This window comes from Lactobacillus sp. UCMA15818, assembly GCF_030400225.1.
Classification (GTDB): Bacteria; Bacillota; Bacilli; order Lactobacillales; family Lactobacillaceae; genus Liquorilactobacillus.
The window spans coordinates 1-23,995 of sequence record NZ_VJYB01000003.1; the positions used below are offsets into that span (position 1 = coordinate 1).

Annotated in this window: 18 protein-coding genes and 1 rRNA gene; 5 read left to right on the forward strand and 14 right to left on the reverse strand. The window is 36.9% G+C overall.

Features of this window, described 5'->3' with window-relative positions:
* From FFX44_RS05375 to FFX44_RS05410, 8 genes are all read right to left on the reverse strand, one after another.
* Window positions 1–109 (reverse strand): 16S ribosomal RNA (locus tag FFX44_RS05375); the annotation flags it as partial.
* 293 nt (window positions 110–402) lie between these two features.
* Complete coding sequence (locus FFX44_RS05380; RefSeq protein WP_289978664.1) at window positions 403–771, reverse strand: DUF956 family protein; 369 nt, start codon at window positions 769–771, stop codon at window positions 403–405.
* 278 nt (window positions 772–1,049) lie between these two features.
* On the reverse strand, window positions 1,050–1,964 hold the full coding sequence (locus FFX44_RS05385) for a PTS system mannose/fructose/sorbose family transporter subunit IID (protein ID WP_289978666.1): 915 nt from the start codon (window positions 1,962–1,964) through the stop codon (window positions 1,050–1,052).
* Between the two features lie 19 nt (window positions 1,965–1,983).
* Window positions 1,984–2,796: a PTS mannose/fructose/sorbose transporter subunit IIC gene (locus FFX44_RS05390; RefSeq protein WP_289978668.1), complete on the reverse strand. Its 813-nt coding sequence runs from the start codon at window positions 2,794–2,796 to the stop codon at window positions 1,984–1,986.
* A 23-nt stretch (window positions 2,797–2,819) separates the two neighbouring features.
* The gene (locus FFX44_RS05395; RefSeq protein WP_289978670.1) at window positions 2,820–3,788 is read right to left on the reverse strand and encodes a mannose/fructose/sorbose PTS transporter subunit IIA; all 969 of its coding nucleotides are present in this window, start codon (window positions 3,786–3,788) and stop codon (window positions 2,820–2,822) included.
* A 95-nt stretch (window positions 3,789–3,883) separates the two neighbouring features.
* Window positions 3,884–4,375, reverse strand: a complete 492-nt coding sequence (locus tag FFX44_RS05400) for a PTS sugar transporter subunit IIB (RefSeq protein WP_289979053.1) — start codon at window positions 4,373–4,375, stop codon at window positions 3,884–3,886.
* Between the two features lie 202 nt (window positions 4,376–4,577).
* Entirely contained in the window at window positions 4,578–7,418 is a 2,841-nt protein-coding gene (locus tag FFX44_RS05405) for a sigma 54-interacting transcriptional regulator (RefSeq protein WP_289978672.1), read from the reverse strand.
* Window positions 7,419–7,653: 235 nt separating this feature from the next.
* Window positions 7,654–9,279, reverse strand: coding sequence for a peptide ABC transporter substrate-binding protein (locus tag FFX44_RS05410; protein ID WP_289978676.1), 1,626 nt, complete (start codon window positions 9,277–9,279; stop codon window positions 7,654–7,656).
* Window positions 9,280–9,566: 287 nt separating this feature from the next.
* Here FFX44_RS05410 and FFX44_RS05415 point away from each other — a divergent pair, with 287 nt between their 5' ends.
* The 4 genes from FFX44_RS05415 to FFX44_RS05430 all read left to right on the forward strand — a co-directional run bounded on the left by FFX44_RS05415 (window position 9,567) and on the right by FFX44_RS05430 (window position 13,596).
* Window positions 9,567–9,998 (forward strand): Hsp20/alpha crystallin family protein, encoded by a 432-nt coding sequence (locus tag FFX44_RS05415; RefSeq protein WP_289978679.1) that lies wholly within the window; start codon window positions 9,567–9,569, stop codon window positions 9,996–9,998.
* 373 nt (window positions 9,999–10,371) lie between these two features.
* The gene (locus FFX44_RS05420; RefSeq protein ID WP_289978681.1) at window positions 10,372–11,595 is read left to right on the forward strand and encodes an OFA family MFS transporter; all 1,224 of its coding nucleotides are present in this window, start codon (window positions 10,372–10,374) and stop codon (window positions 11,593–11,595) included.
* Between the two features lie 165 nt (window positions 11,596–11,760).
* Entirely contained in the window at window positions 11,761–12,702 is a 942-nt protein-coding gene (locus FFX44_RS05425) for a DMT family transporter (protein ID WP_289978683.1), read from the forward strand.
* Window positions 12,703–12,726: 24 nt separating this feature from the next.
* Window positions 12,727–13,596: an NAD(P)-dependent oxidoreductase gene (locus FFX44_RS05430; protein ID WP_354669250.1), complete on the forward strand. Its 870-nt coding sequence runs from the start codon at window positions 12,727–12,729 to the stop codon at window positions 13,594–13,596.
* Between the two features lie 681 nt (window positions 13,597–14,277).
* Here the strand turns inward: FFX44_RS05430 and FFX44_RS05435 are convergent.
* Together FFX44_RS05435 and FFX44_RS05440 are read right to left on the reverse strand one after the other, a co-directional pair.
* Window positions 14,278–15,486 (reverse strand): NAD(P)/FAD-dependent oxidoreductase, encoded by a 1,209-nt coding sequence (locus FFX44_RS05435; RefSeq protein ID WP_289978684.1) that lies wholly within the window; start codon window positions 15,484–15,486, stop codon window positions 14,278–14,280.
* An 18-nt stretch (window positions 15,487–15,504) separates the two neighbouring features.
* A complete protein-coding gene (locus FFX44_RS05440; protein ID WP_289978686.1) occupies window positions 15,505–16,416 on the reverse strand; it encodes a prenyltransferase in 912 nt (303 codons plus the stop codon).
* Window positions 16,417–16,521: 105 nt separating this feature from the next.
* Here FFX44_RS05440 and FFX44_RS05445 point away from each other — a divergent pair, with 105 nt between their 5' ends.
* Window positions 16,522–17,502 carry a polyprenyl synthetase family protein gene (locus tag FFX44_RS05445; RefSeq protein ID WP_289978687.1) on the forward strand — a complete coding sequence of 327 codons (981 nt, stop codon included), beginning with the start codon at window positions 16,522–16,524 and terminating at the stop codon, window positions 17,500–17,502.
* A gap of 210 nt (window positions 17,503–17,712) precedes the next feature.
* Here the strand turns inward: FFX44_RS05445 and cydC are convergent, their stop codons facing one another.
* The 4 genes from cydC to FFX44_RS05465 are packed head-to-tail and all read right to left on the reverse strand — an operon-like array spanning window position 17,713 to window position 23,621.
* Window positions 17,713–19,470 (reverse strand): thiol reductant ABC exporter subunit CydC, encoded by a 1,758-nt coding sequence (gene cydC, locus FFX44_RS05450; protein ID WP_289978691.1) that lies wholly within the window; start codon window positions 19,468–19,470, stop codon window positions 17,713–17,715.
* Between the two features lies 1 nt (window position 19,471).
* Entirely contained in the window at window positions 19,472–21,187 is a 1,716-nt protein-coding gene (gene cydD / locus FFX44_RS05455) for a thiol reductant ABC exporter subunit CydD (protein ID WP_289978694.1), read from the reverse strand.
* On the reverse strand, window positions 21,187–22,203 hold the full coding sequence (cydB, locus tag FFX44_RS05460; RefSeq protein ID WP_289978696.1) for a cytochrome d ubiquinol oxidase subunit II: 1,017 nt from the start codon (window positions 22,201–22,203) through the stop codon (window positions 21,187–21,189). The genes cydD and cydB overlap by 1 nt, the downstream gene beginning before the upstream one ends.
* Window positions 22,203–23,621, reverse strand: a complete 1,419-nt coding sequence (locus tag FFX44_RS05465) for a cytochrome ubiquinol oxidase subunit I (RefSeq protein WP_289978698.1) — start codon at window positions 23,619–23,621, stop codon at window positions 22,203–22,205. The genes cydB and FFX44_RS05465 overlap by 1 nt, the downstream gene beginning before the upstream one ends.
* Between the last annotated feature and the right edge of the window lie 374 nt (window positions 23,622–23,995).

The window sequence follows — 23,995 nt, forward strand, 5'->3', positions numbered from 1 at the left end:
TCAAAACTTCCGGTGAATGCAAGCATTCGGTGAAAGTTTTGCGTTCGACTTGCATGTATTAGGCACGCCGCCAGCGTTCGTCCTGAGCCAGGATCAAACTCTCATTTTAAAAGTTTGTGACTCTTTACTTAATTATTTACTAGCGAATTGACTTCGCAAATGTTTGCTCTTGTACTAAACAAGAGACCCTACACATTTGATTTGTCGAAACTTTGTTCAGTTTTCAAAGGTCTACATAATTGCTTAACGCAACTTTTATATAATACCATGTTTAACAACAACTGTCAAACACTTTTTTATTTAAGTTGTAATTCCAGATTTCCCCGAAACAAGCAACGAAATTAAATATACGCTTAGTTTAACTCCGCGTCAACCTTTTTATTAACATTAATCACATTTTAATTATTTTTTCTTTCTGGTCATTGCTCTCTTTAAAACTTGAAAAAATGTTAACGACTTGACTATCTTATTAGCATCAACATATTTTCTGATGACACGCAAAACTTTTTTAGGATCCTTAGAGGAAAAAGTAAATAACCCATTTCTTTTAGTCTTTAAAGCATATCGTGGAATCCACATTCCCTTGAATAAAACCGATACAACAACAACATCCACTTCTTGCCATGGGATTTGAATAAAGTTCTTTACATTGCGACTATCATAGAATTCAAATCCTTTATCGCCTATCATTATTTCTCCATAATCTGTCATTCCCATATGAGAATTTCCCTTAATAGTTAGATCTACCTTCGTATTAATTGATTTGACCATTTTCTCTCTCCTTCTTAAATTATGTATTTAAGTAATTATATAGCTTACCTATTAAGCACGTAAAGTGTTGCATTCCCATATTTTCACTCTACTTGAAAAACTGATTGTAATTGTATTTATAGTAGGAAGGACCCAAGTCAAAATATAACTTTTGACTTGGGTCCTTCCTACTTGCCTACAGATGTGTTCCATAAGTCAAAACTATTCGCTCAATTTAAAGTCAACACTCAAATTTTACCGACTTATATCCCACACTTTTTTATTCAATTCCTTTGATCCTACATTACACCTAAAACATGCATTACTACACCGAATACAAAGAGGCCAAGTATGATAACAATTGGAGAAACATTCTTCTTTAACAACCACATACATAAGAATGTGATAAGTAAAGCTGCTAATCCTGGAATTAATTGATTCAAATTATCTTGCAAAGTAGTAACTTTATATTCTGTTAATGAAAGACCAGAGCCCTGTTGAATTAAAGCTTCCTTAATGCCAGCTGCTCCTGAAGGTAATTTACTCCAATCGATATATGCCCCTGCACTTTGTTTAATGCTGGAAACTTTAACCGGACTAAAATCGACACTAACCCATCTTTCAATAAGTGCTGCTAATATGAACATCCCTAGGATCGAAGCTCCTTTAGTGATATCCTGTAAAATTCCACCTGATAAATCTTCAGTAATTTTAGAACCAGCTTTATATCCTAATTCCTGTGTATACCACATGAAGCTCATTCTAATCGCATTCCAAACGACAAAATAAAGAATTGGCCCAATAATGCTTCCACTTATAGCAAGCGATGCAGCCAATGCACCAACAATAGGCTTAACCGTATACCAAAATACAGGATCGCCCACTCCGGCTAAAGGACCCATCATACCTACCTTTACACCTTGAATTGTGACATCATCAATTGGTGCCCCATTAGCTTTTTCTTCTTCTAGTGCCAGTGTAACTCCAATAATTGGTGAAGCTACATATGGATGAGTATTAAAAAATTCCAAATGACGAGTTAGTGCTTCTGAACGTTCTTCTTTAGTTTTATATAGTTTTTTAAGTGCTGGTATTAAAGTAAAAGCCCAACCACCATTTTGCATTCTTTCGTAATTCCACGAACCTTGAAGGAATGTTGAGCGCCACCAAACACTGATACGGTCCTTTTTGCTTAATTTAATTTGATCAACCATTATATTTTTCCCTCCTTCTCTAATATTTATCTATTAGGTCGCCTACTGGATCACCTGTATTGGAACTTCCGCCATCACCATTACTATTACCGCCTCTTTTTGAAAGAGTCAGATAAATCAATGCGATTGAAACCCCAATAGCACCAAGTCCAATAAGTGTAATTTCGCTAACGGCTGCAAAAACAAATCCAAGAACAAAGAATGGCCAAACTTCACGACTAGCCATCATATTTATAACCATCGCATAACCAACAGCAACAACCATTCCACCACCAATGGACAAGCCACCTGTCAACCAGCTTGGCATTGAACTTAACAATGACTTAACGGGACCAGCACCAAGAGCCAAAATTAAAGCTGCTGGAATCGCTATACGTAAACCTTGTAAGCAGATAGCAACAATTTGCCAAAATTCGATTTTTCTAAAACTGCCTTCTTTGGCAGCACCATCCATAAAATGAACAATCCCTGTGGCTAATGTACGAGTAATAATAGTAAGAAGAAGACCTGCAACTGCCAGAGGAATTGCTATCGCAATAGCTGATGAGACTCCCGCACGACCTTGACCACCCAAAACTAAAATAATTGCTGATGCAATTGACGCCAAAGCTGCATCAGGTGCAACAGCAGCTCCAATATTTGACCAACCTAACGCGATCATTTGCAGACTTCCGCCCAAAATAACACATGGTAATAATTGTCCTGTTACCAAACCTATTAATGTACATGCAATAACTGGTTGATGAAAATGAAATTCATCCAAAATACCTTCCATACCAGCTAAGAATGCCACGAAGACAACCAAAATGATTTGAATCATATTCAGGTTCATAATTTATCCTCCATTTCTTTTGATTAACGCTTTTCTTTCAACATTTCTTGTGCTTTTTTTAGAATATTGTCCATATTTTCTCTACCGTCGCTTGGAACCTTACGTACATCAAAGGAAATTCCCTTTTTTTCCAATTCTTTATATGCATCAATATCGTTTTGATCGAATGCAAGAACTTTATTTGGTTGAACTTTCCCAGCAGAATGAGCCATTGACCCGATATTCAGTGTTTTAATAGGTACTCCACCTTCAATTGCTTTCAATGCATCTTCCGGATTTTCAAAAAGCAACAAAGCCTTCTGTCCCCCAAAATGTTTGTCATCATTTGCCAATTTAATCATCTGTGCAATTGGCACTACATGAGCTTTGATGCCTGCTGGAGCTGCCTGCGTAATCATCTTTGTACGCAAGTCGTCTCGAGCTACATTATCAGAAACAACGATAATCCGTGTTGGATTAACAGTCTTACTCCAAGCCGTTGCAACTTGTCCATGCAGTAGCCGCGAATCAATTCGTGCAAGGACGTATTCAAATTTTCCTGGACGACCACCCTTATTAACTACAACGGTTGCAGTTTTAGTTTCCTTGGGTTGCAGCTTCTCTGGTTTGATCTTCACACCATCTTTTGCCGTTTCTATAATGTGCGTTGCAATTTCTTGTGCTGATTCCATTGATAATCTTGATGCATAAGCTTCGATTACCATTGGAAGATTCATTCCAGCGACAATTGCCCATTTGTCTTTGTGCTGTTCCAACAAATTATTGGCTTGATTAAATGGCGTTCCACCCCATAGATCAATCAAGAAAAGAACTTCATCTTGATTATCAAAAGATGAAATAGCTTCTTCCATCTTAGTTCTTACATCATCAGGGCCTTCATTAGGCATTAAGGTAACAGCCTTAACATTTTCTTGTTCGCCGAAAATCATCGAACCAGACTGGAAAATGCCTTCTGCAAACCCACCGTGGCTCGCAAGAATAATTCCTACCATGTTTAATACCTCCTAATATTTTTTTCTTTTGCATAAATTGCAAAAGTTGATAAAACCTACTACAATAACTCCACTATAATTAAGTAATAAATTCTTCAAACTAATTTTTTTTCAGAAAGTGCATGCCATAAATCTCTTGAGTTGTCACCCGAAACTTTACGAACATCCAGCCTAATTCCTTTCTTGTGGATCCAAGAAAAAGCTGCAACATCTGTATCATTCACCGCGATTGCATCACTAACCATTACCTTCGTCCTATCAAAACTAATTGCACCAATATTGACCGTATCAACCATAATACCTCCAGCAATTAGCCTTTTAGCATCTTCAGGTTCTTCCACTAAAATCATCACCTTCAGTAAACCAAAGCGAATATCGTGATAAATACCAATCATCTTAGCAACTGAAATAACATTGACATTGATTCCTGGGGGACTAGCCTGTACCAACAAGGTTCTTCTAATCCTATCTTTTGCAACCTTGTCAGACACCACTAAAATACGATTAACTTTTGTGACCTTTGCCCAATTAGTAGTTACTTGTCCATGAAGCAGGCGACTATCAATTCGTAAAAGTCGGACATCCATTGGCACCTATCATCACCTCATAGCGAATAATATTATTACTTAATATAGTTTGTAGTCATCTTGTAAGCGATACCTACAATCTAACTAGTAGCAACTTCCATGCCAAGTTTTGTGTATTATCAAATTTTCCTTTTATTAAAGGATTTCTTTACAAAAAAGCAAAGAATGACACACCATCGATTAGTGTATCATTCTTTGTGTATTATATTTTTTGGAATTCTGTATTAAAAAGTTGCACAATATAATAAACTTCATTCTCATCCAATTCAATATTCAAGGTTTCTTGTACAATCCTGTTAGCTTGCTGCACCACACTATACAATGCATCCTTTTTCACACTCTCAAGTTCAACAGTAGAAGTTGTCATTTCAGAGCTTGTCAAAGACCTTTCGATTGCCCCAGCTAAATGCATAATTAGACTGATTTTAAAAGCATTTGTAAGCTTTTTTTGAATTCTGCTGTCAATAAAATCACAATACTTCCACAATATGCCTGTGATTTTCTTAGGGTTGATGAATGTAAAATACTGTTCTAAATACTTCTGTGCCATCTCTTCAGTCAAGGAATCAGAATATTCAAAATCAACATTTTGATTTATCGTCAATTCCATATTCTCAATCAAGCTAATTAGGCTTTCTCCACCATCCTGCAATAATTTTTCCAGTGAAACAAAGGGGACGGAGATTTCAGGATCAACGATTCCCGTTGCAGCAACTACCCGCTGATTCTTTTTTATTTCTTGAACTTCTTGTTTCATCCGAACTACTGAAATCGGTACAACTTTTATGTCATCGATAAAGTTATCTATAAGAATTTTGTCCAATAATTCTTTGATTTTTTTTGCTGTTCCTTCACCTGTGGAACAGACTGCAATGATAACCTTTTGTCGTTTATCGTTATCCATTATTGCATCTTGTTCCTTTTTTTCTGTGATTTTTTCTGTAGTACGCGAATATCCAGCAAATTCACGTAATTCACGATAAACTGTTAACAAATCACTATCAATAAGTGCAGTCTTACGAGCCGCCTCTAGGATCATTGCTGTTGTAACCATATCTATCGTTCGCACTTCTACCTGTGTTTTTTCTGTTAGTTTAGTGCTAAAAGTACTCAAGGATCCCATATCTACTAAAAGTAGTACACCATTGCCTTGATTTATTTTCTTCACCTGTACAGCAATTCCATCCAGTGCAACTTTGGGACTCATTTCTAACGGCATGTCAAACGAAGTGATATTATCAACTGACAACAATTGTGTAACTACCTGAGCCATTGATGAAGCAGTACTCTTCCCATGTGCCGCAACCACAATGCCGACCTTCCCTGCTTTAGGTTCGGATTTTAATGATACCAGTAAAATTGCCATGTAATAGACTTCTGACTCAGGGATAGGGAATTGATACGACTCTTCGATTATCTCCTTAACCTTCTGCGCAACTTCCAATTCATCTGGATAGTCATGCACCATTGAGGTTAAGTCATTTGATATTTGCCTAAGTGGTTTGCCTGACTGAATCCTCTTCACAAAAGAACTAATATGCAGACTCATCGCATATATAAAATTAGCACGTGCCGGATATGCTTCTTCTTCAACCAAAAATTTTTGAATTTTCTTAGTCAAAATAATTATATCTTGATCAACAATTTCATTTAGCTTATTTTCTGCCCTATCCAACTTTCCTCTACTATAAAATGATTTCAAATGTAAATTAATATCCGTCATAATGAAATTGTTTATTGCCGCTTTGTCTAATCCTTCATCCTTCAAAAGAGCAGCTTTATCCCCGATGATTTCATATAAATTATATGGTAATTCATAACTATCAACTTCAGCATACCTTTTTTGTGTAGCAGGCTTAATAATCATCTTAGCCTCTAATAATTTTGTTATTTCACCTAATTCATGTCGATTACCAGCTAAATGTGACAACCCATCTTTGATATTCGGCGGTAATTGTTCAAATTGCAATCTAATTTCATTTCTGTCTTGCATACTGTTCAAGAAACCCTGCGCACATACAAGTTGCACATTTGACTTGAGCTGTCCAACATTTCCGTATGTGACACTACCAATTAAAGCCTGTACTACATCCTCATTTAAACAAATATTTTTCTGAATTCGATTAGCTTCAAGTGTCAGTAGTTGTTCTAATAATTGAATCTTTTCATGCGCTGTTCTTTGTTGAAAAGCAGGTAACTGAATAATAATAGGAATTCTTCTTACAAATGTTTGAAGCAGCGAACTTTCTGGATTCTCAGTTGTGGCACAAACCAGTCTAACATCAGCATGGTGTACCTTAGTTGTTTCACCAAGTCTGCTATATATCCCATGATCCATGAAATAGAAGATCATCTCTTGCCCTTCGGGCGGCAAGCGATGAACTTCATCCAAGAAAAGCATTCCACCCTCAGCTTGTTGAATCAACCCATCATTATCCTCATTAGCTCCCGTAAAAGCACCCTTAACATATCCAAAAAGATGAGACATCAGCAGCTGCGGATTATGTGCATAGTCTGCACAATTAAATGTAATAAATTGCTTTTTCGTTAGAATATCGGAATCCACAGCAAACCGATACATAGTGTTGGCAAAATAAGTCTTTCCCGAACCAGTCGGGCCGATAATCAACGTGTTTAGACCATGAGGCGGATAGAGTAAGGCAGCTTTTGCTTGTTCAACTTGGTTTTTTAAACTATCATAGCTTCCTACCATGCTATCAAAAGTGTTTCCGTTTCTTTTAGAAAAAGGATTCAGCACTTTCTTCCCTTCAATACTTTTATCTGCAGCAAAACCCACCTTAGTGCTTTTAATCTTTTCTTCTTCAATCGGATCCAGCTGTATTCCGGTTGTATTGAGCCAATATCTTACCGGTCTGCCATTTTGTTTATTCACAAGCCCTTCGCGAACAAGCTGATTCAGCTCCTTACTGACATTAGATCTAAAAATACCTAATCCTGTCGCCACCTCACTGGTTGTATGGGCCCCCAGCATTCCAGTGTCATGACTAGCTAAATAATCAATAATTTTTTCACGCCGTGTCATGTATGTAACCCCTTTCGCTTTGTGTATCAAAAGTGTATCACTCATTTCAATTAGTTTCAATTTTTGACACTCAAAAACAAAAAAATCGATTTATTACAATAGCGTATACTACTACACAAAAAAGGGAATTGTCGAAAATCCAAAAACATTTTCGATAATCCCCTCCTCTTTTGAGGCTTTTTTAACTTACAACTTAGCTCTTTTTGATTACTTTAAAACTATCATTAATTCTTAATTATTTCACGTACGCATCTTTAAAGTTAAAGTTGACACCAGCAGAATTGTAAATAACGCCCTTAACCTTCGATTTAACCAAAGTCGCTTGTGATTGCTGATACAACGGTGCAACTCCTTGTTCTTTCATAAGAACTTCTGAAGCCTCTACCATATCACTCCAACGTTTCGCTGTTGAACCCGCATCCTTATCTTTTGAAGCAGAAATTAATGAATCATATTCAGAATTACTCCACTTACCATTGTTATATGAATTATCAGATGTGAATAAGTCTACGAAACTAATTGGATCTGAGAAATCAGCTCCCCATCCTGACAGAACTACATCAAACTGTCCATTTTGAGATTTACTTAAACGCGTCTTGAAAGGTACATTGTTCACAGATACCTTAATCCCTGACAATGTTTCTTCAAGTTGGCTCTGAATGTATGCAGAAACATCTTTTGCAGCATCTGTATCATCTGCTAATAAAGTAAACTGTACACTACTGGTTCCCAACTCTTTAAGCCCTTCTGCCCAAAGTTTCTTTGCCTCCGCTTTGTCACTCTTAACTCCGTCATAAGTTTTAGCATCCTGTGTAAAGTCTTTACCATTGTACGATGCAAGACCCTTCGAAACAATTCCAGGGGCAACTATAGAACCATCACCAAGAACCTTTTTGACTAATTGTTTACGATTGATTGCCAAAGAGATAGCTTGACGAATCTTCTTATTTTGGAAAACTTTTTGTGTTTGATTAAATTCAAGATAATTGATTCGGGCTCCACTGCGAGCCGTAAATTCTTTTGAACTTGACAATTGTTTTGCCTGCTCAGAACCTAAAAGCGTCTCATCAAGTTTTCCACTCTGATATAAATTATAACTAGTTGTCGTACTCTTATTAACCTTAAAATTAATTGCAGATAATTTTACATTTTTCTTATCCCAGTAGTCACTATTCTTCTTCAATGTCCAGCTAAGGTTGGAACCTGTCCAGCCGGTCATCTCGAATGGGCCACTATATACCATATACTTGGAAGCCGTTCCGTATTTACTACCATACTTGGTAACTATACTCTTATTTTGTGGGAAGAATGAAGGGAATCCCATCAAAAGTTTAAAATACGGTACTTTCTTTTCAAGTGTGACTACCACCTTGTAGTTACCTTGTGCCTTTATTCCAAGTGTACTAACTGCCTTTTTACCTGCGACAATGTCATCTGCATTTTTGATACCACTAAATAAGTATGCATATTCTGAAGCCGTTTTCGGATTGACAGTCCTTTGCCATGAATAAACAAAGTCCTTGGCCGTCAATTTTTCACCATTACTCCACTTTGCATCTTTACGTAAAGTAAATGTATAGGTCATCCCATTATTAGAAATCTTGGTAGATTTCGCAATTCCCGGCTCAATCTTACTATTCTTGCCCAAACGATATAACCCTTCGTTTGTATTGTTCAACATATCAAAACTAATCGTATCTGTAGCTTTTGAGATATCCATTGATGGTAACTCAGATGCTTCACTCCAATTAATAACTTGTTTTGAACTAGAACTGGATGAACTACTTTTGCCACAAGCCACTAGAATCAGTGAACAGGCAGCAACTGCCATCCCCAAACTAAACTTTTTTTGTATCTTCATCAAAACATCCCCTTTTTTCATCAAAAACTCAACACGTTAACATGAAATTAATTCTAAGTTAAAATATAATTAAAAGCAATATTTTTATTTAATTTTGCATAATTCTGTTGACAAAAAAATGGCGCCCACCTTCCGCAGTGGACGCCTCACCGTATAATAGAATCTTAAGCTTATCAGTTAACTTAGAAAAAGTCAATAGCAAAAAAGGAACCTAAGTTCGTTTTTATTGCCTTTTTTCATAAAAAGACTAAAATAGAGTTGAAAATTAAAGAAAGGAAGTCTTAGTAATGAGTAACGAATTAACAAACAGAATCAATAATTGGATGGAACAAGACGATTTCTTCAGCAATTTAGGTCATTCGTTTTTTGAAGGAGCAAAATCTCTTAATCAGTCTCTCAAAACTGATATCAAAGAAACAAATGATGCATATAATGTCAAAGTTGATATCCCAGGAATAAGTAAAGACGACATTTCTTTATCTTATGATAGCGGAGTACTTTCGATTAGTGCAAAAAGAGATTCTTTTGAAGATAAAAGTGATAAGGATGGAAACATCATTACCAGTGAACGCAGCTATGGCAGTTATTCTCGGCAGTATCGTCTTCCTAATATTATTAAAGATCAGATTTCTGCAAAGTATACTGCTGGAGTATTAGAAATCACACTTCCAAAATCAAAGACTGATTCCTCACCCGAAAATCAGATTAAAATTGACTAATTGCTTTAACGCATTTTACTAATTAATCCCATTTTTTAAGTGCTACCAGTTATGCTGTTGTTTATTTATTTACCGTCCTCTCATATTTAAGAATTCACAAGTCGTTCGTTCTAATAAAATAACATAAGAGACCAAACTAAGAACTACATTCTGCTTGGTCTCTTATGTTATTTTATTAATCTTATTCTTAGAATAGGGGCTGGGTCAAAATTTAAATTTTGATTCAGTTTCTCTATTTAGCATTCAATATATTGTTCGCAAAATAGTCAATAAGTATCTTACAAAATATATTATTATGTGATATAATTCAAATAAGCATACTATTATGTTTTAAACTACAATATAGTTCGTATTTTGCGAAGGAGAGTTCGATTTGAAAACAAATAGATATATTGTTGCTTTAGCAGGAATTATGTTACATCTGATGATTGGCTCAGTTTACGCCTGGAGCGTTTTTACAGGTCCCATCGCTAAACAGACCGGTTGGGCTGAATCTTCTGTTGCAGGAGCATTCAGCATCGCAATCTTTTTTCTAGGAATGTCCGCGGCCTTCATGGGTAGAGTCGTTGAAGCAGCTGGGCCTAGATTAACTGGTACAATTTCTAGTATCTTATATAGTCTTGGAATAATTTTGACAGGTTACTCAATTCACATCCACTCACTTGTTCTTTTATATATTGCATACGGAGTTATTGGTGGTTTAGGACTCGGATCCGGCTACGTTACACCAGTATCAACCATCATCAAGTGGTTCCCTGACAAACGCGGATTAGCAACGGGACTTGCAATCATGGGCTTTGGTTTTGCCGCGATGCTCACGGGTCCAGTTGCACAAAAACTAATATCCATAGTAGGACTCGAAAGAACGTTCTATATTCTTGGCATATTCTACTTTATTGTAATGATTATTTCTGCACAATTCATTCGCAAACCCAGTACTTCAAATAAAACCGTAAATCTTGAAAAAAAAGGCATTCGAATTACTACAGGTCCTGATTTGACCGCTAATCAGGCAGTTAAAACAAAATCATTTGCTCTTCTTTGGCTCATGTTCTTTATCAACATCACATGTGGAATTGGTCTTGTATCCGCAGCTTCACCAATGGCACAAGAAATGACTGGTATGTCAGCAGCTACGGCGGCCGTCATGGTTGGAATAATTGGACTGTTCAACGGATTTGGGCGCCTTATCTGGGCAACTCTTTCTGATTTTATTGGCCGGCCTGTCACTTTTAGTGCTATTTTCATCGTAAATGTTATAATGCTGTCTATCATCCTTACCTTCAGCACTCCATTAATATTTGTAATTGCATTATGCTTAGTGCTGTCATGCTATGGCGCTGGTTTCTCAGTAATTCCTGCCTATTTAGGGGATACCTTCGGTACAAAAGAACTTGGTGCTATCCATGGATATATTTTGACTGCTTGGGCTGCTGCCGGGATAGTTGGTCCTTTGCTCTTATCTTTCACGCACCAAGTTCTCCATAGTTATACAGTTACATTAATTGTTTTCATTATAATTGATATTCTTGCATTGATTTCATCATTTTGGATTCAACGAGGATTTATCAAACTGGGAAGATTAACAGATAAGTAACCATCTAAGGAAGACTTACGGAGCTTTGAGCAACTTCATGTTCCGTATTTTTTTGTAAAAAAATCTCTTTGGCTTTACTGCTTATTTTTATCTGCTAATATGTAGACATAGATTACTAAAAATTGACTATCTATCATAATTTTTACAAAGCGAGGTTATAAAAATATGTACTTATTTGCTATTGGTGTCCTCATAGGCATTTTTTTGCCACTACAGACAGCAATTAATTCGCGCCTGCGTGTCTCCGTAATTTCTCCTTTCATTGCTTCTACAATTTCTTTTAGCGTGGGTACCGTCTTCTTAGGAATTCTTGTGACTGCTACTCATGGCGTACTAATTCCGAGCGCCACACTCATATCAAACCAACCATTGTGGATTTGGTTAGGTGGAATTCTTGGAATTGTCTTCTTAACTGGTAACATTTTTCTTTTCCCACATATCGGCGGAGTCCAAACAGTTATCATGCCCATATTGGGTCAAATACTTTCAAGCATGTTAATTGATAATTTCGGATTATTTTATTCATCACAGCATCCGTTGACCTTGCTTCGCCTTTGTGGAGCAGTACTAGTTTTTGTGGGAGTAATTGCTGCTGTGGCACTCCCAAGTATCCTTCATAAAGATAAGCTTGTTGCAAAAACAGAGACAAGAGAGTCACCACTCCTATTATTTTTTTGGCGTCTTTTCGGAATTATCACGGGATCTCTTAGTGCTATCCAAACTGCAATTAATGGTCATTTAGGTGTTATACTTAGTTCATCGATTAATGCTGCTTTCTTTTCTTTTTTAATTGGAACAATCTTCTTATGGCTAATCGTTTTAATCAAAGATCGTAAGAACCTCAAAAATCTAAAGAATCCGCAAATTATCTGGTGGAATTGGACAGGTGGTTTGTTAGGTGCTATTTTCGTAACTGGCAATTCATTCTTAGTTCCACATCTTGGAACGGGGGTTGTAACTGTTATTGTGTTGATTGGAATGATTATTGGGAGCCTCTTGGTCGACCATTTTGGCTTGTTTCACTCACCAAAACATCCCGTTCAATTTACACAAATCAGCGGGATTATTATTATGATCATTGGTGTTGGTATTATCAAGTTATTGTAAAAATTTGCGTTGTTGATAGAAAGGATGAAAAAATTGAAAATTGGATTTATCGGAACTGGTGTAATGGGTGCTGCAATCGCAGGACATTTAATAAAGGCAGGGCATGACTTAACTGTCTATAATCGTACAAAAAGTAAAACTGACAAATTAGTCGCAGCTGGTGCAACTTGGGCTGAAACCCCAACTAAAGTCGCAAAGGCAAGCGACATTGTCTTCACAATGGTAGGCTTTCCTACTGATGTTGAAGAAGTTTATTTTGGTAATAATGGTATCTTTAAAGGATTAAAAGCCGGAAGTATTACAGTTGATATGACAACAAGCCGTCCAAGTTTAGCAGTTAAAATTGCAGACTATGCAAGAGAGCATGGTTTTCATGCCGTTGACGCCCCTGTTTCTGGTGGTGATGTCGGTGCTCAAAATGCTGCATTAACTATAATGGCTGGCGGAGAAGAAGAAACATATAACAAGCTTCTCCCTCTCTTTGAAGTCATCAGTAAAGCAACCAATCTTTTTGGAGCTGCGGGATCTGGACAACACGCTAAGATGGCAAATCAGATTATGATTGCTGGAACAATGACGGGCTTAACAGAAATGCTTCTTTATGCCCAACATGCTGGATTAGATGAACAAAAAGTTCTTGAAACGCTTTCCGCTGGCGGTGCAAATAACTGGAGCATGAATAATTATGTTCCTCGCATCCTCAAAGATGACTTTACCCCTGGTTTCTTTGCTAGACATTTTCTCAAAGACTTACGTATTGCCTTAGAGGAAGCTGATAAAATGGGACTTGATTTAAAAGCAACAGCTGAGGCTAAACGACTCTACGAAGTGATGGTTGATGTTAAAGGCCTTGGAAATCAAGGAACTCAAGGATTAATCAATATTTATAAATAATAACTCAAGAGTGTTTCATAAGTCGGGAAAATTTGACTTATGAAACACTTTTATTCGTAATAGAATAAGGGGTCTGGGCCAAAAGTTAACTTTTGGCCCAGACCCCTCTATAAATTTAATTTATCATCCGACTTATATAAATTAAATCTTGCACAATCTTGTTTTGAAATAAATTACTAACTTCAAAGATTCTTTTATTAAACTTACTAAAGGCCATTGACAATTTGAACATAAGTGAGCAAAATATATAAAAGAAGCCAGATCAAAGTTTAACTTCTGACCCAACATCTAATGTGATAACGTCAGACAAGTAAATCACTCTCCTAATTAAATTTATGAAGCTAAACTAAACTTTCAACGCAGATATCATTTCCTAAACACGGCCTCAAAGGGTCCTCAATCTTAAATCATATTTGTGCGTAGAAAGTAAAGGAAGTCATTTTAAAATACGGGCTCGAAGTTCCAGAGGTTATGGTCGCCCTTAGCTTCACTTTCAGTGTAAAACAAAAAGTTCTGATATTAACTGATTTTCACCAATTAATACCAGAACTAATCTTAGGTTGTTTTTTTCTGTTAATTGTAAATATCTCTGTCTCAAAACTAAGTTTAACCTCAAGATCTAACTCGAGTTACAAATATAGCCCTTCTCGAACCATATTTGTAACTGCTAATTAAAATACTCTAATGGTACAAATCAAAGCGTCCCTTAGCAAGTACTTCTTTGACACCACCAGTAGCAAATAATGACTTATCCATAATCGCTTTCTTAACAAATGATGCTGGATAACCTTTGACTGCTGACTTACCAACCATACCGAATGCATGGGTATTTCCGATAGAAGCAACAGAGCCAAGTGATTTAAAGGTAAACTTTTCGATTTCGTTGCCCCTTAATTGTGCAAGTAAATGTTTTGCAGCGTAATCACCCATTTTAAGAGCAACTTGTGCTGTTGTTGGATATGGTCGGTTGTTTTCCTTATTCATGAATGCCGAAACATCCCCAACAATATAAACATTATCAAAATCAGAGTCTGTCAAATTATCACTCACGATGACGCGTCCACGTCTTTGTGAGAACCCAGAAGCCTCCATTACTTGGCTACCACTTACACCGGTGGTCCAAATAATTGTATTAGCAGAGAGCTCTTTGGTGGTACCAGTTTCTTTATCATCCTGATAGATAACTGTATTTGGTCTAATCTCTTTGATGGGTTTGCCGGTAAGAAACTTGATACCCCAATTCTTCAAACTAGAAATCCCGTAATCGGCCAAGTCTTCATCAAACATTGGTAAAAGGCGAGTAACAGCTTCAACACAATAGATTTCTAATTGAGTATCAGATACACCTGCAATCTTAGCTAAGGCTGCCCGAGATTCAATAAGAGCGCCTAAGAGCTCGATTCCTGTAAAGCCAGCACCACAGACAACAATTTTTAAATCATCTGGATTTTGTGTCTTATTGTAGTCTTGCATCTGTCCAACAATATGACGATATACTTTCTCTGCACTTTCAATATCCACCATTTCAAGTGCATTGTCTTCAACACCCGTAATTCCGAATGATTCAGAACGAAAGCCAAGAGAAACAATTGCATAATCGTAGTTAAGAACTTGACCATTGTCTAACGTAACCGTCTTTGCTTCGCGATTGATAGTTTCAACTTTAGCTTGAATAAATGTCGTCACTGAAGGCTTGACAACATCAGATATTGTATAGGTAATCTTTTCCTTTAATTGCGTACCTGCTGCGACCTCATGTAAGTCTGTCGCCTCATAATGGTAATTATTGCGATCAACAAGAGTAATATGAAAATCACCCTTGCTTGCTTGTAACCGATGAAGGGCACGCAAACCGGCATATCCTGCACCTAAAATAACTATTTCCTTCATTTCTACATCTCCTTCTTCTTAATTATTAATGAACGGCATGTAAATCAAAAAAGTTAATGTTTGACTTACGGCTCCAATGGCAAGTATTTTGATAGCGCAGCTGAATGTTTCTTTTTTTACTTGTTTGTTCAAAAACAACCTAACTTGCCTAATAATGACTGGCAATACAGCCAAGGATAAAAGCATTGTCCAAGGTGCAATTTTCAAAACAAATGCAGCCACCAGAGCAATTATAGCTACAAAGTTCATTATAACAAATAATTGTAATGAATGTCTCTTCCCAAGATAGTGAACTAGAGTGTATCTATTATTTTTTTCATCTTCTGCAAGGTCGCAGATATTATTAGCCAACATTAAGTTCGAAATCCACATCGTATTGGGTAGTGAAATCACCAAGATTGCGCCCACGTTTACTAAACTCCAAGAAAAATTCTGATATGAATTAATATACACACAAATTAGTGTAATCATAAATCCCATTGTAGGACCTGAAAAAACCTCTCCTAAAGGTAAGCTGGAAAGCGGTCGCGGACCAGAAGAATAAAAAACCCCAACAAAATAACAAATCCCCCCCATTATCAATAATGGCCAGCCTGTTATGTAGGCTAAAATAAAACCGATAATTGCCGATACAGCGATCATACTAATCATAATTCCAAATACAAGCCTCAATGATAGGTTCTCACGTCCAATAATATTTGTTTCTTTCTTGTAATCATGTGCTTCAGTCGCATTTAGATAATCATTGTAATTATCTAAAATATCAACAGCCATATTGAACAAAAACATTGCAATAAAAAACATGACTAGCAATCCAAGATTTAATGAACGATAATTGAACCAGCTAAAACATGTCCCTAATAAAAACGGTAAAATGCTTGCCGTTTTAGCCTTTATTTCGACTAATTCTAAAAATACTGGAACAGTCAATTAAATCACTCCTTTTCTTTATTATAGCTAAACTGCTGATTTTGGTTTAATATAGTGTAGAACATATTATGGTCATCGCTCATCGGAAAGGAATTCAATGTTAATATGCTAGATATATGGTCCCACTACCCAAATGTTGCTCAAAAACTCAATACTGTCAGTTCTTTAATCAATGAACACCTCAGCACTGATAACTCTGATGTGCAGCAGCTGCTTACTGCTGCAGCCCAAGAACAAGGGAAAATGCTGCGCCCAGGGCTTTTTCTTCTTTTTTCAGAACTTGGAGATAAACATGAACAAAATGAAGAACAATTACTTAAAATTGCTGCGTCCTTAGAAATATTACATAAAGCCACACTTATTCATGATGATATCATCGATGACTCTCCCCTTAGACACGGTGTAGTTACCATTCAGTCTAACTTTGGGAAAGATGTCGCTGTTTATGCAGGTGACTTATTATTTACCGCATTTTTTGAAATACTGATTGATACCATGAATGGTACATCTATGATGAAAGATAATGCAGCAGCAATGAAAAAACTCTTGTTTGGTGAACTCAGTCAAATGCATGCTCGTTTTAATCAAACACAAACAATTGAAAATTATGTTGAAAACATCAAAGGAAAAACAGCAGAATTGTTTCGCCTAGCATGCCTTGAAGGAGCATACTTTGGCAAGAGTTCCTCTGAAATAACTCCGGCAGCAGCCTCAATTGGTGAAAACATTGGAATTGCCTTTCAAATTTATGATGATATCTTAGATTATACTTCTTCAAGCAAGATCTTGAAAAAACCTGTGTTAGAAGACTTAGCTCAGGGAGTCTACACCTCACCGCTACTCTTTGCGCTTGCAAAAGATCCACAAGCCTTTGCACCTCTTTTAGATAAAAAACAAAATATCACTGTTGCTGAAATTAAAACTGTGAGCAATCTGGTTCATAAACTTGGAGGTGTCAAAGATGCAATTTCTTTCGCCCAGAGCTACACGGAAAAAGCATTAGAAGAAATCAATAAATTACCACAAAATGAGATCACACACAGCATCAAAAAGCTAACACACAGCCTCTTAAACCGTAAGTTTTAAAAGCATATGCACCATAAGCCTAGAATGTTTGAATTTAGCTGGAGATTTTTGACTTATAAAATACGTTTACTCGTAATAAATAGAGGAGCTGGTCCAAAATTTAGGTCAGCCCTCTTTTCTCGTATTCAGCCAATCCTTATAGGACACACTTTTTTGGTGGAGATACAGCCTACATTCTAATTCAAGGAAAAATTCTGGCCTAGCAATTATCTATTCAACCACATAATCACCATGGTCAATTGCTAAGAGTCTTCTGTAATGCTCATTGGAAGCCGCGAGTTTATCAGGGGAACCTTCAATTTTAAGTTCACCATCTTCAATAAAAACAACTTTATCCATCAGCGATAAACCCTGCAAATGATGTGTAATCCAAATTATCGTTTTCCCTGTTAGTTGCTGCATGAATGTTTCTATCAAATCCTGTTCAGTTAGGGGATCAAGACTAACCGTTGGCTCATCCAGTATCACTATTGGAGTATTTTTCAGTAGTATTCTAGCCAATGCTAACCTGTGGCGCTCTCCCCCTGAAAATCGAAGACCTGCTTCATCAACCACCGTTTCAAGGCCCTCAGGGAGACTTGTTACAAGGCTTTTCAACCCTACACGTTCTAATACCTTCCAAAGGCTAGCAGTTGTTGCATCTTCATTCCCAACTCTGAGATTATTGCTGATTGTCGTATTGAAGAGATATGGAGCCTGATGAATAACACCAACATAATCACTAATAGATTCACCAAGTTCCTGCACATCAATTCCATTCAATTTCAGACTGCCTGCACTTGGCTGTAGGTCTCCACGTAATAGTTCAGCTAAGGTTGTCTTTCCTGATCCGCTTCGACCCAAAATTGCCAATTTTTGACCGCTATTAATATTCAAACTCAGATTATTCAAGACTCGTTTAGCATCAGCTGGATAATGAAAACTAAGATTATCTATGGTAATTACAAAGGGCGCTTCCAATTGCCCAACTTTTTTGTTTGTCTTTTTAACATCAGCGTCAGCGGATAATTCATTTAGCCGTTTTAAGGAATCTTGATAAATATTCGTTTCTTGTGCGGCATCACCTAATGGAGCAAAGGCATCAATTAATGGGAACACCACTAGGACAAACGCTGCTATCCAATTAGCTGCACCACCATGATTTCCGGGAAATTGAATTCCTGCCCAAAGTAATAAAGCAATCGCCATCACTCCAAACATCAATTGAACTCCCATGTTACGATAATGATTACTTGTTTTGATTTTGTGTGTCACCCGGTGAAGTTTGTCTTCAATCTTCTTGTGAAAATCTAAATATTCTTGCCCACGCTGACTGAATATCCAATCGGAAACACCCAAAATATTATCTGTAAGTTCTGTGTAAAGCTCATTTTTTAACATTTTTTGCTTTTCTTGCCGTGCGCCGTTAACAAGAATTGCCATGAGTGGGAACAAAACAACTTGTACAAAAAGCAATAATAGCATTATCAATGCAAACCAGACCGAAAAGAAACCAAGAGCTATTATAATAAACACATAAAGTATCCAAGCTATTACTGTTGGAAAAACTGTTCTTAGATACAAATTTTGAATGTGGTCGATGTCCTCTGACAACAGACCTAAAATATCTCCAGTTTGATATTTATTTTTAAAGAAAACAGCATCCTTTTCCAATACCTTATATAACTTTAAGCGCAGTTCCGAAGTTAACTTCAGGACCCAATTATGACTTGTCAGGCGCTCTAAATATCTAAAAAGTGGACGACCTATTCCAAAGGCTCTTGTTAGTACGATTGGAACATATACTAAGAGGATATTCTCAGGATGTGCAGCAGACTTACTAATTAAATAACCCGAGTTAAACATAAGTGCCCCTCCACAAAAGAAGGTCATGAAGCCTAACACTAGTGCAAAGAAGAGTGACTTACGGTATTTACTCAAAAATGGCCTAATCCAAGTATCTTTCTTGAATAATTCAAATATTTTCATCCTATATTCTCCTCAAAGACTGCGTTAATTCTGCAAAAGCTCCATTACTTTGGCGTAATTCATCCAGCGTTCCAGCCTCAACTACTTGCCCCTTGTCCAGCACCAAAATCAAATCCATCTCTCTCATCCAGTGCAGCCTGTGAGTGGCAAAGAACACCAAGTGATTCTCCATCAAAGGCAGCATTCTTTCTTTTAACTCTACTTCAGTTTCAATATCCAAATGGGCAGTTGGTTCATCGAACAAAAGGACTCTTCGCTGCTTATCCAAGAAGGCCCGCGCTAATGCTATTCGTTGCGCTTGCCCTCCACTAAGAGCTCGTGCACCCTCACCGATTTGAGTATCTAATCCATTTGATAATTCAGAAACCAGTTTATCTAACCCCACAACTTCTACAGCCTGCCTAATCTGTTCCATTGTTGAATCGGGTTGATAGAAGACAATATTGTCCCGCAGTGTTCCCTTGAATATATAAGGATTTTGTGGAATATACGTCAGTTGTTTCTGCCAATCTTTTTGGGCAAAAGAACTAGTTTTTTCATTGTTGAATCTAATAGTCGCTTCATTCGGATTCAAAAAGCCACTTAGAATATTAATTAACGTCGATTTGCCCGAACCGCTCAATCCAATAATCCCGACTTTTTTATATCCAGAAACTGCCAAATTAATCCTTTTCAATGCTGGTTTATTTTCTGTGTAAGAAAAATTTAGATTACTAAGTTCCAGCTGTGAAGAATTACTCCATTTAGTGACAGGAACTGGTAAAATAGGAGGCTCTGATACATCCAAAATCTTGTTTATTGCATTCAATGCATTCTTGCCATTCAGCGTTGCATGGTAATCACTCGAAAAATCTCTAATCGGCAGAAAATACTCCGGACTAAGAATCAAAATCGTCAACGCTGGATAAAGAATCATATGATTATCAATCAAACGCAATCCTAAGAAAACAGCAACAACAGCTATTGATAAGGTTGTAAAAAAATCCAATGCAAATGTTGAAAGAATTGCAATCTTAAGTGTATTAAGTGTCGCCTTACGGAATTTTTCACTTGTCTTAAAAATACTGTTTGCATAATTCTTGCTAAGCCCGAAATACTTTAAAGTGTCGATACCTCTAAGGGAATCAACAAAGTGATTGGACAGCATCTGATATGAAGCATACTGCCTGTCTGCCCTTGATTGTGCAGCATAGCCCAAGACAATCATGAAAATAATAATGACAGGAAAAATGCCTAATAAGAACGCGGCCGACTCCCAATCAAAATAAAAAATTGCCACTAAAACAACCCACGGAACAGTCATTAACGTCGTAACCTTAGCAAGAATCAGATGTAAATAATCTTCAACCTGATCAATTCCTTCAAGCGCCATTGTTGTGGTATTACCAGTTCCATTACTTTGAATAACAATTGGACCAAGATGAAAAACTTTATTCAATAACTTCCCTCGGATTTTACCAGCCTGCTCAGCAGCATAGTCATCCAATAGCCCTTCACGATAGAAATTGACTAGATGTCTGATTGCAAAGCATAAGAAAAAAAGTAAGATCCACTTAACTTGGTTACCTATCTCATTTCCACTCCACAGCCCAACTATTGCTGTCGACAAAAAGCAAGCTTGTCCAACAATTGCGACAGCTTGCATCAGAGCCAATCCGGTCAGGATTACTAACACTTTTTTTATCCCTGGCAACATCATCAGCTTTTTATCAATCATTATTTCGTCTCCATGACAGGTGCATGTTTTACTCTTCTTCTAAAAATATAATAAGTCCATGCAAAATATGCCAAGACTAAAGGTAAGAAAGTAATCGCTACATATGACATAATCTTCAATGTATATGGGCTAGAAGAAGAATTCGTAATCAATAAGTCATATTTAGAGTTGATTGAACTAATCATTACTCTTGGGAACATCCCCGTAAAGATCAGTGCAACTAATGCTACAAAGGTCGCACCGCTTGCAACAAAAGTTGTTATCTCGGCATCCTTCATGACTGCAATATTGGCAACTATCGTCAAGACAACAATCAAGATAAGTAATCCCAAAGTAGTTGCAAAATGTAATTCAAAAAAGTCCGTATTAAAATACATCAAAACAGCAAATGCAACCAAGCCAAGATACAAGACGCCATATAAGAACTTGGCATAATTTTTTGCACGATTACGAATAGGTCCAGTCGTCTTAAGAGCAATATAGTTCAATCCATGCAAGTAACTAAGCAAGACGACTGCAATCCCACCAACAAGCGAGAATAAATTAATATAGTCACCAAAGGTCGCAGACATATCACCATGCGCATCAATCGGCATTCCCTTAATCATGCTAATAAACATCACACCAAAGAAAAATGGAACAATCAGACTACCAATTGAGAGTGTCCAATTCCAAAACTGTTTTTGCTTAGCTGGAACATTCTTTCTAAATTCAAATGATACCCCACGAATAATAAGTCCAGTCAATATCATTAATAGTATCAAATAGTAACCACTAAATAATGTCGCATACCAGAAGGGATATGAGGCAAACAATGCCCCTCCAGCTGTAATTAACCATACTTCGTTCCCATCCCAAACAGGCCCAATTGTTGCAACAATTTGATCCTTCTCATTCTCATTATGTGTTAGAGATTGAACTGCCATCCCTACTCCAAAGTCGAAACCTTCGAGAAAAAAGAAGCCTGAGAATAAAACTGCGATTAAAATAAACCATAATAGTTGTAATCCACTCATTATTCAAATGCCTCCTTATCAAATGGATCAATCCGAGCAGCTCTTTTTTCTTGCTCATCGAGTTTCTCTTCATAATCTGGTCCCTTTCTAAGTTCACGAACAACTAATGAAATCATCGTTACCCCAATACCTGTGAACAAGAGAAAATAGACAATATTAGATATCAATAACGATGCAACTGAAACATTTGGTGAGATACTTTGTTTAATCGTGAATAAGCCGTAAACTGTCCATGGATAACGACCTAATTCCGTTACTAACCAACCAGTAGTATTAGCTAGGAATGGCGTGAAAGTACATAATCCTAAAATCCACAGCATCCATTTTTGTCGATATAAAAGCTGATTTTTCTTTCTCGTAAAGAACAGTCCCAGCAAGGAAACAAGTAGCATCAACGTCCCAAAGCCAGCCATTATTCTAAAACTCCAAAATAGTGTGTTAACTGGTGGATAATAGTTGCGGTTCCCATATTCCTTAACCAGCTGTTTGTTTATGGCATTCATTCCCTTAACAGAACCTGATGGCTCGTCGTATGCCAAAATACTTAATACATAAGGAACTTCAACGCCCCAAACACGTTTATGACCATTCTCATTTGCCCAAGCAACAAGTGTCCATGAAGCCGGATCACCTGAGTTCTTATATAAACCTTCAGTAGCTGCAAACTTCATTGGCTGCTCTTTTACTAGTTCCTTCATCTGCAGATCGCCTGCTGTTAAAACCGCGATTGATCCAAATAAGGCTACTAATAACCCGATATGCAATGATTGCTTGTAAAAATCAGGATTCTCAATTTTTTTCTTAAGCAATTGAAACGCTGATAATCCTGTAATAATTATCCCACCAGTTACGACTGCGGCAGCAATGACATGTCCAAATTCATACCATAATTGCGGATTCTTTAGAAGTGCACTGAAACTTGTCATTACAGCATGCCCATCTTTGATTGTATAACCCACAGGATGCTGCATAAAGCTATTGGCCGCCAAAATCCACAACGCCGACAGCGAAGAAGCTAAGGTTACAATCCACATAAAAGTAACGTGTAATTTAGGACTGACCATCTTCCAAGTGAAAATCCATAGTCCCAAAAACGTTGATTCCATGAAAAAAGCAAGCAATGCTTCCACTGCCAATGGTGCCCCAAAAATATCGCCGACAAACCGCGAATAAGCTGACCAGTTCATCCCAAATTGGAACTCTTGAATAATACCCGTCACAACTCCAACAGCGAAGCTTAATAGAAAAATATTACCCCAGAATTTCGTCATTTTAAGATATTTATCTTTTTTTGTAATAACATACATTGTTTCCATAATTGCAACTACCAATCCTGTTCCAATCGAAAACGGAACAAAAAAGTAATGATAAATCGTTGTCATCGCAAACTGAAATCGTCCAAGTTCAACAATACTCATACGAAACCCCTCCCTTTTGTTTTTTTAAGAACGTCAGTATTTCTCACACACCGTAAATTTATGTAAGAACATCAAACACATTCACTTAAAAATATACTACTATAATAAGTAAAATCAATTATTAGGCTACAAAACATTGTGAAAAACCTATTTTTTTATTCAATTTTAATATTACTTTCTATTTATCTAATATTCTCAATTATTCTTGTTTTAATTGCACTTAATTTGTACTAGTATTCTCTTACTGAAATATGCTTTTTTCTTTATTATTACAGCGATTTATAGTAGTTTTGAGGAAGACAAATGGAGTACCGCTTTTTTATGAATAACTTTAAGCAGTCAGCACAAATTAGTTTGAGAATGTGCCTGAAGAA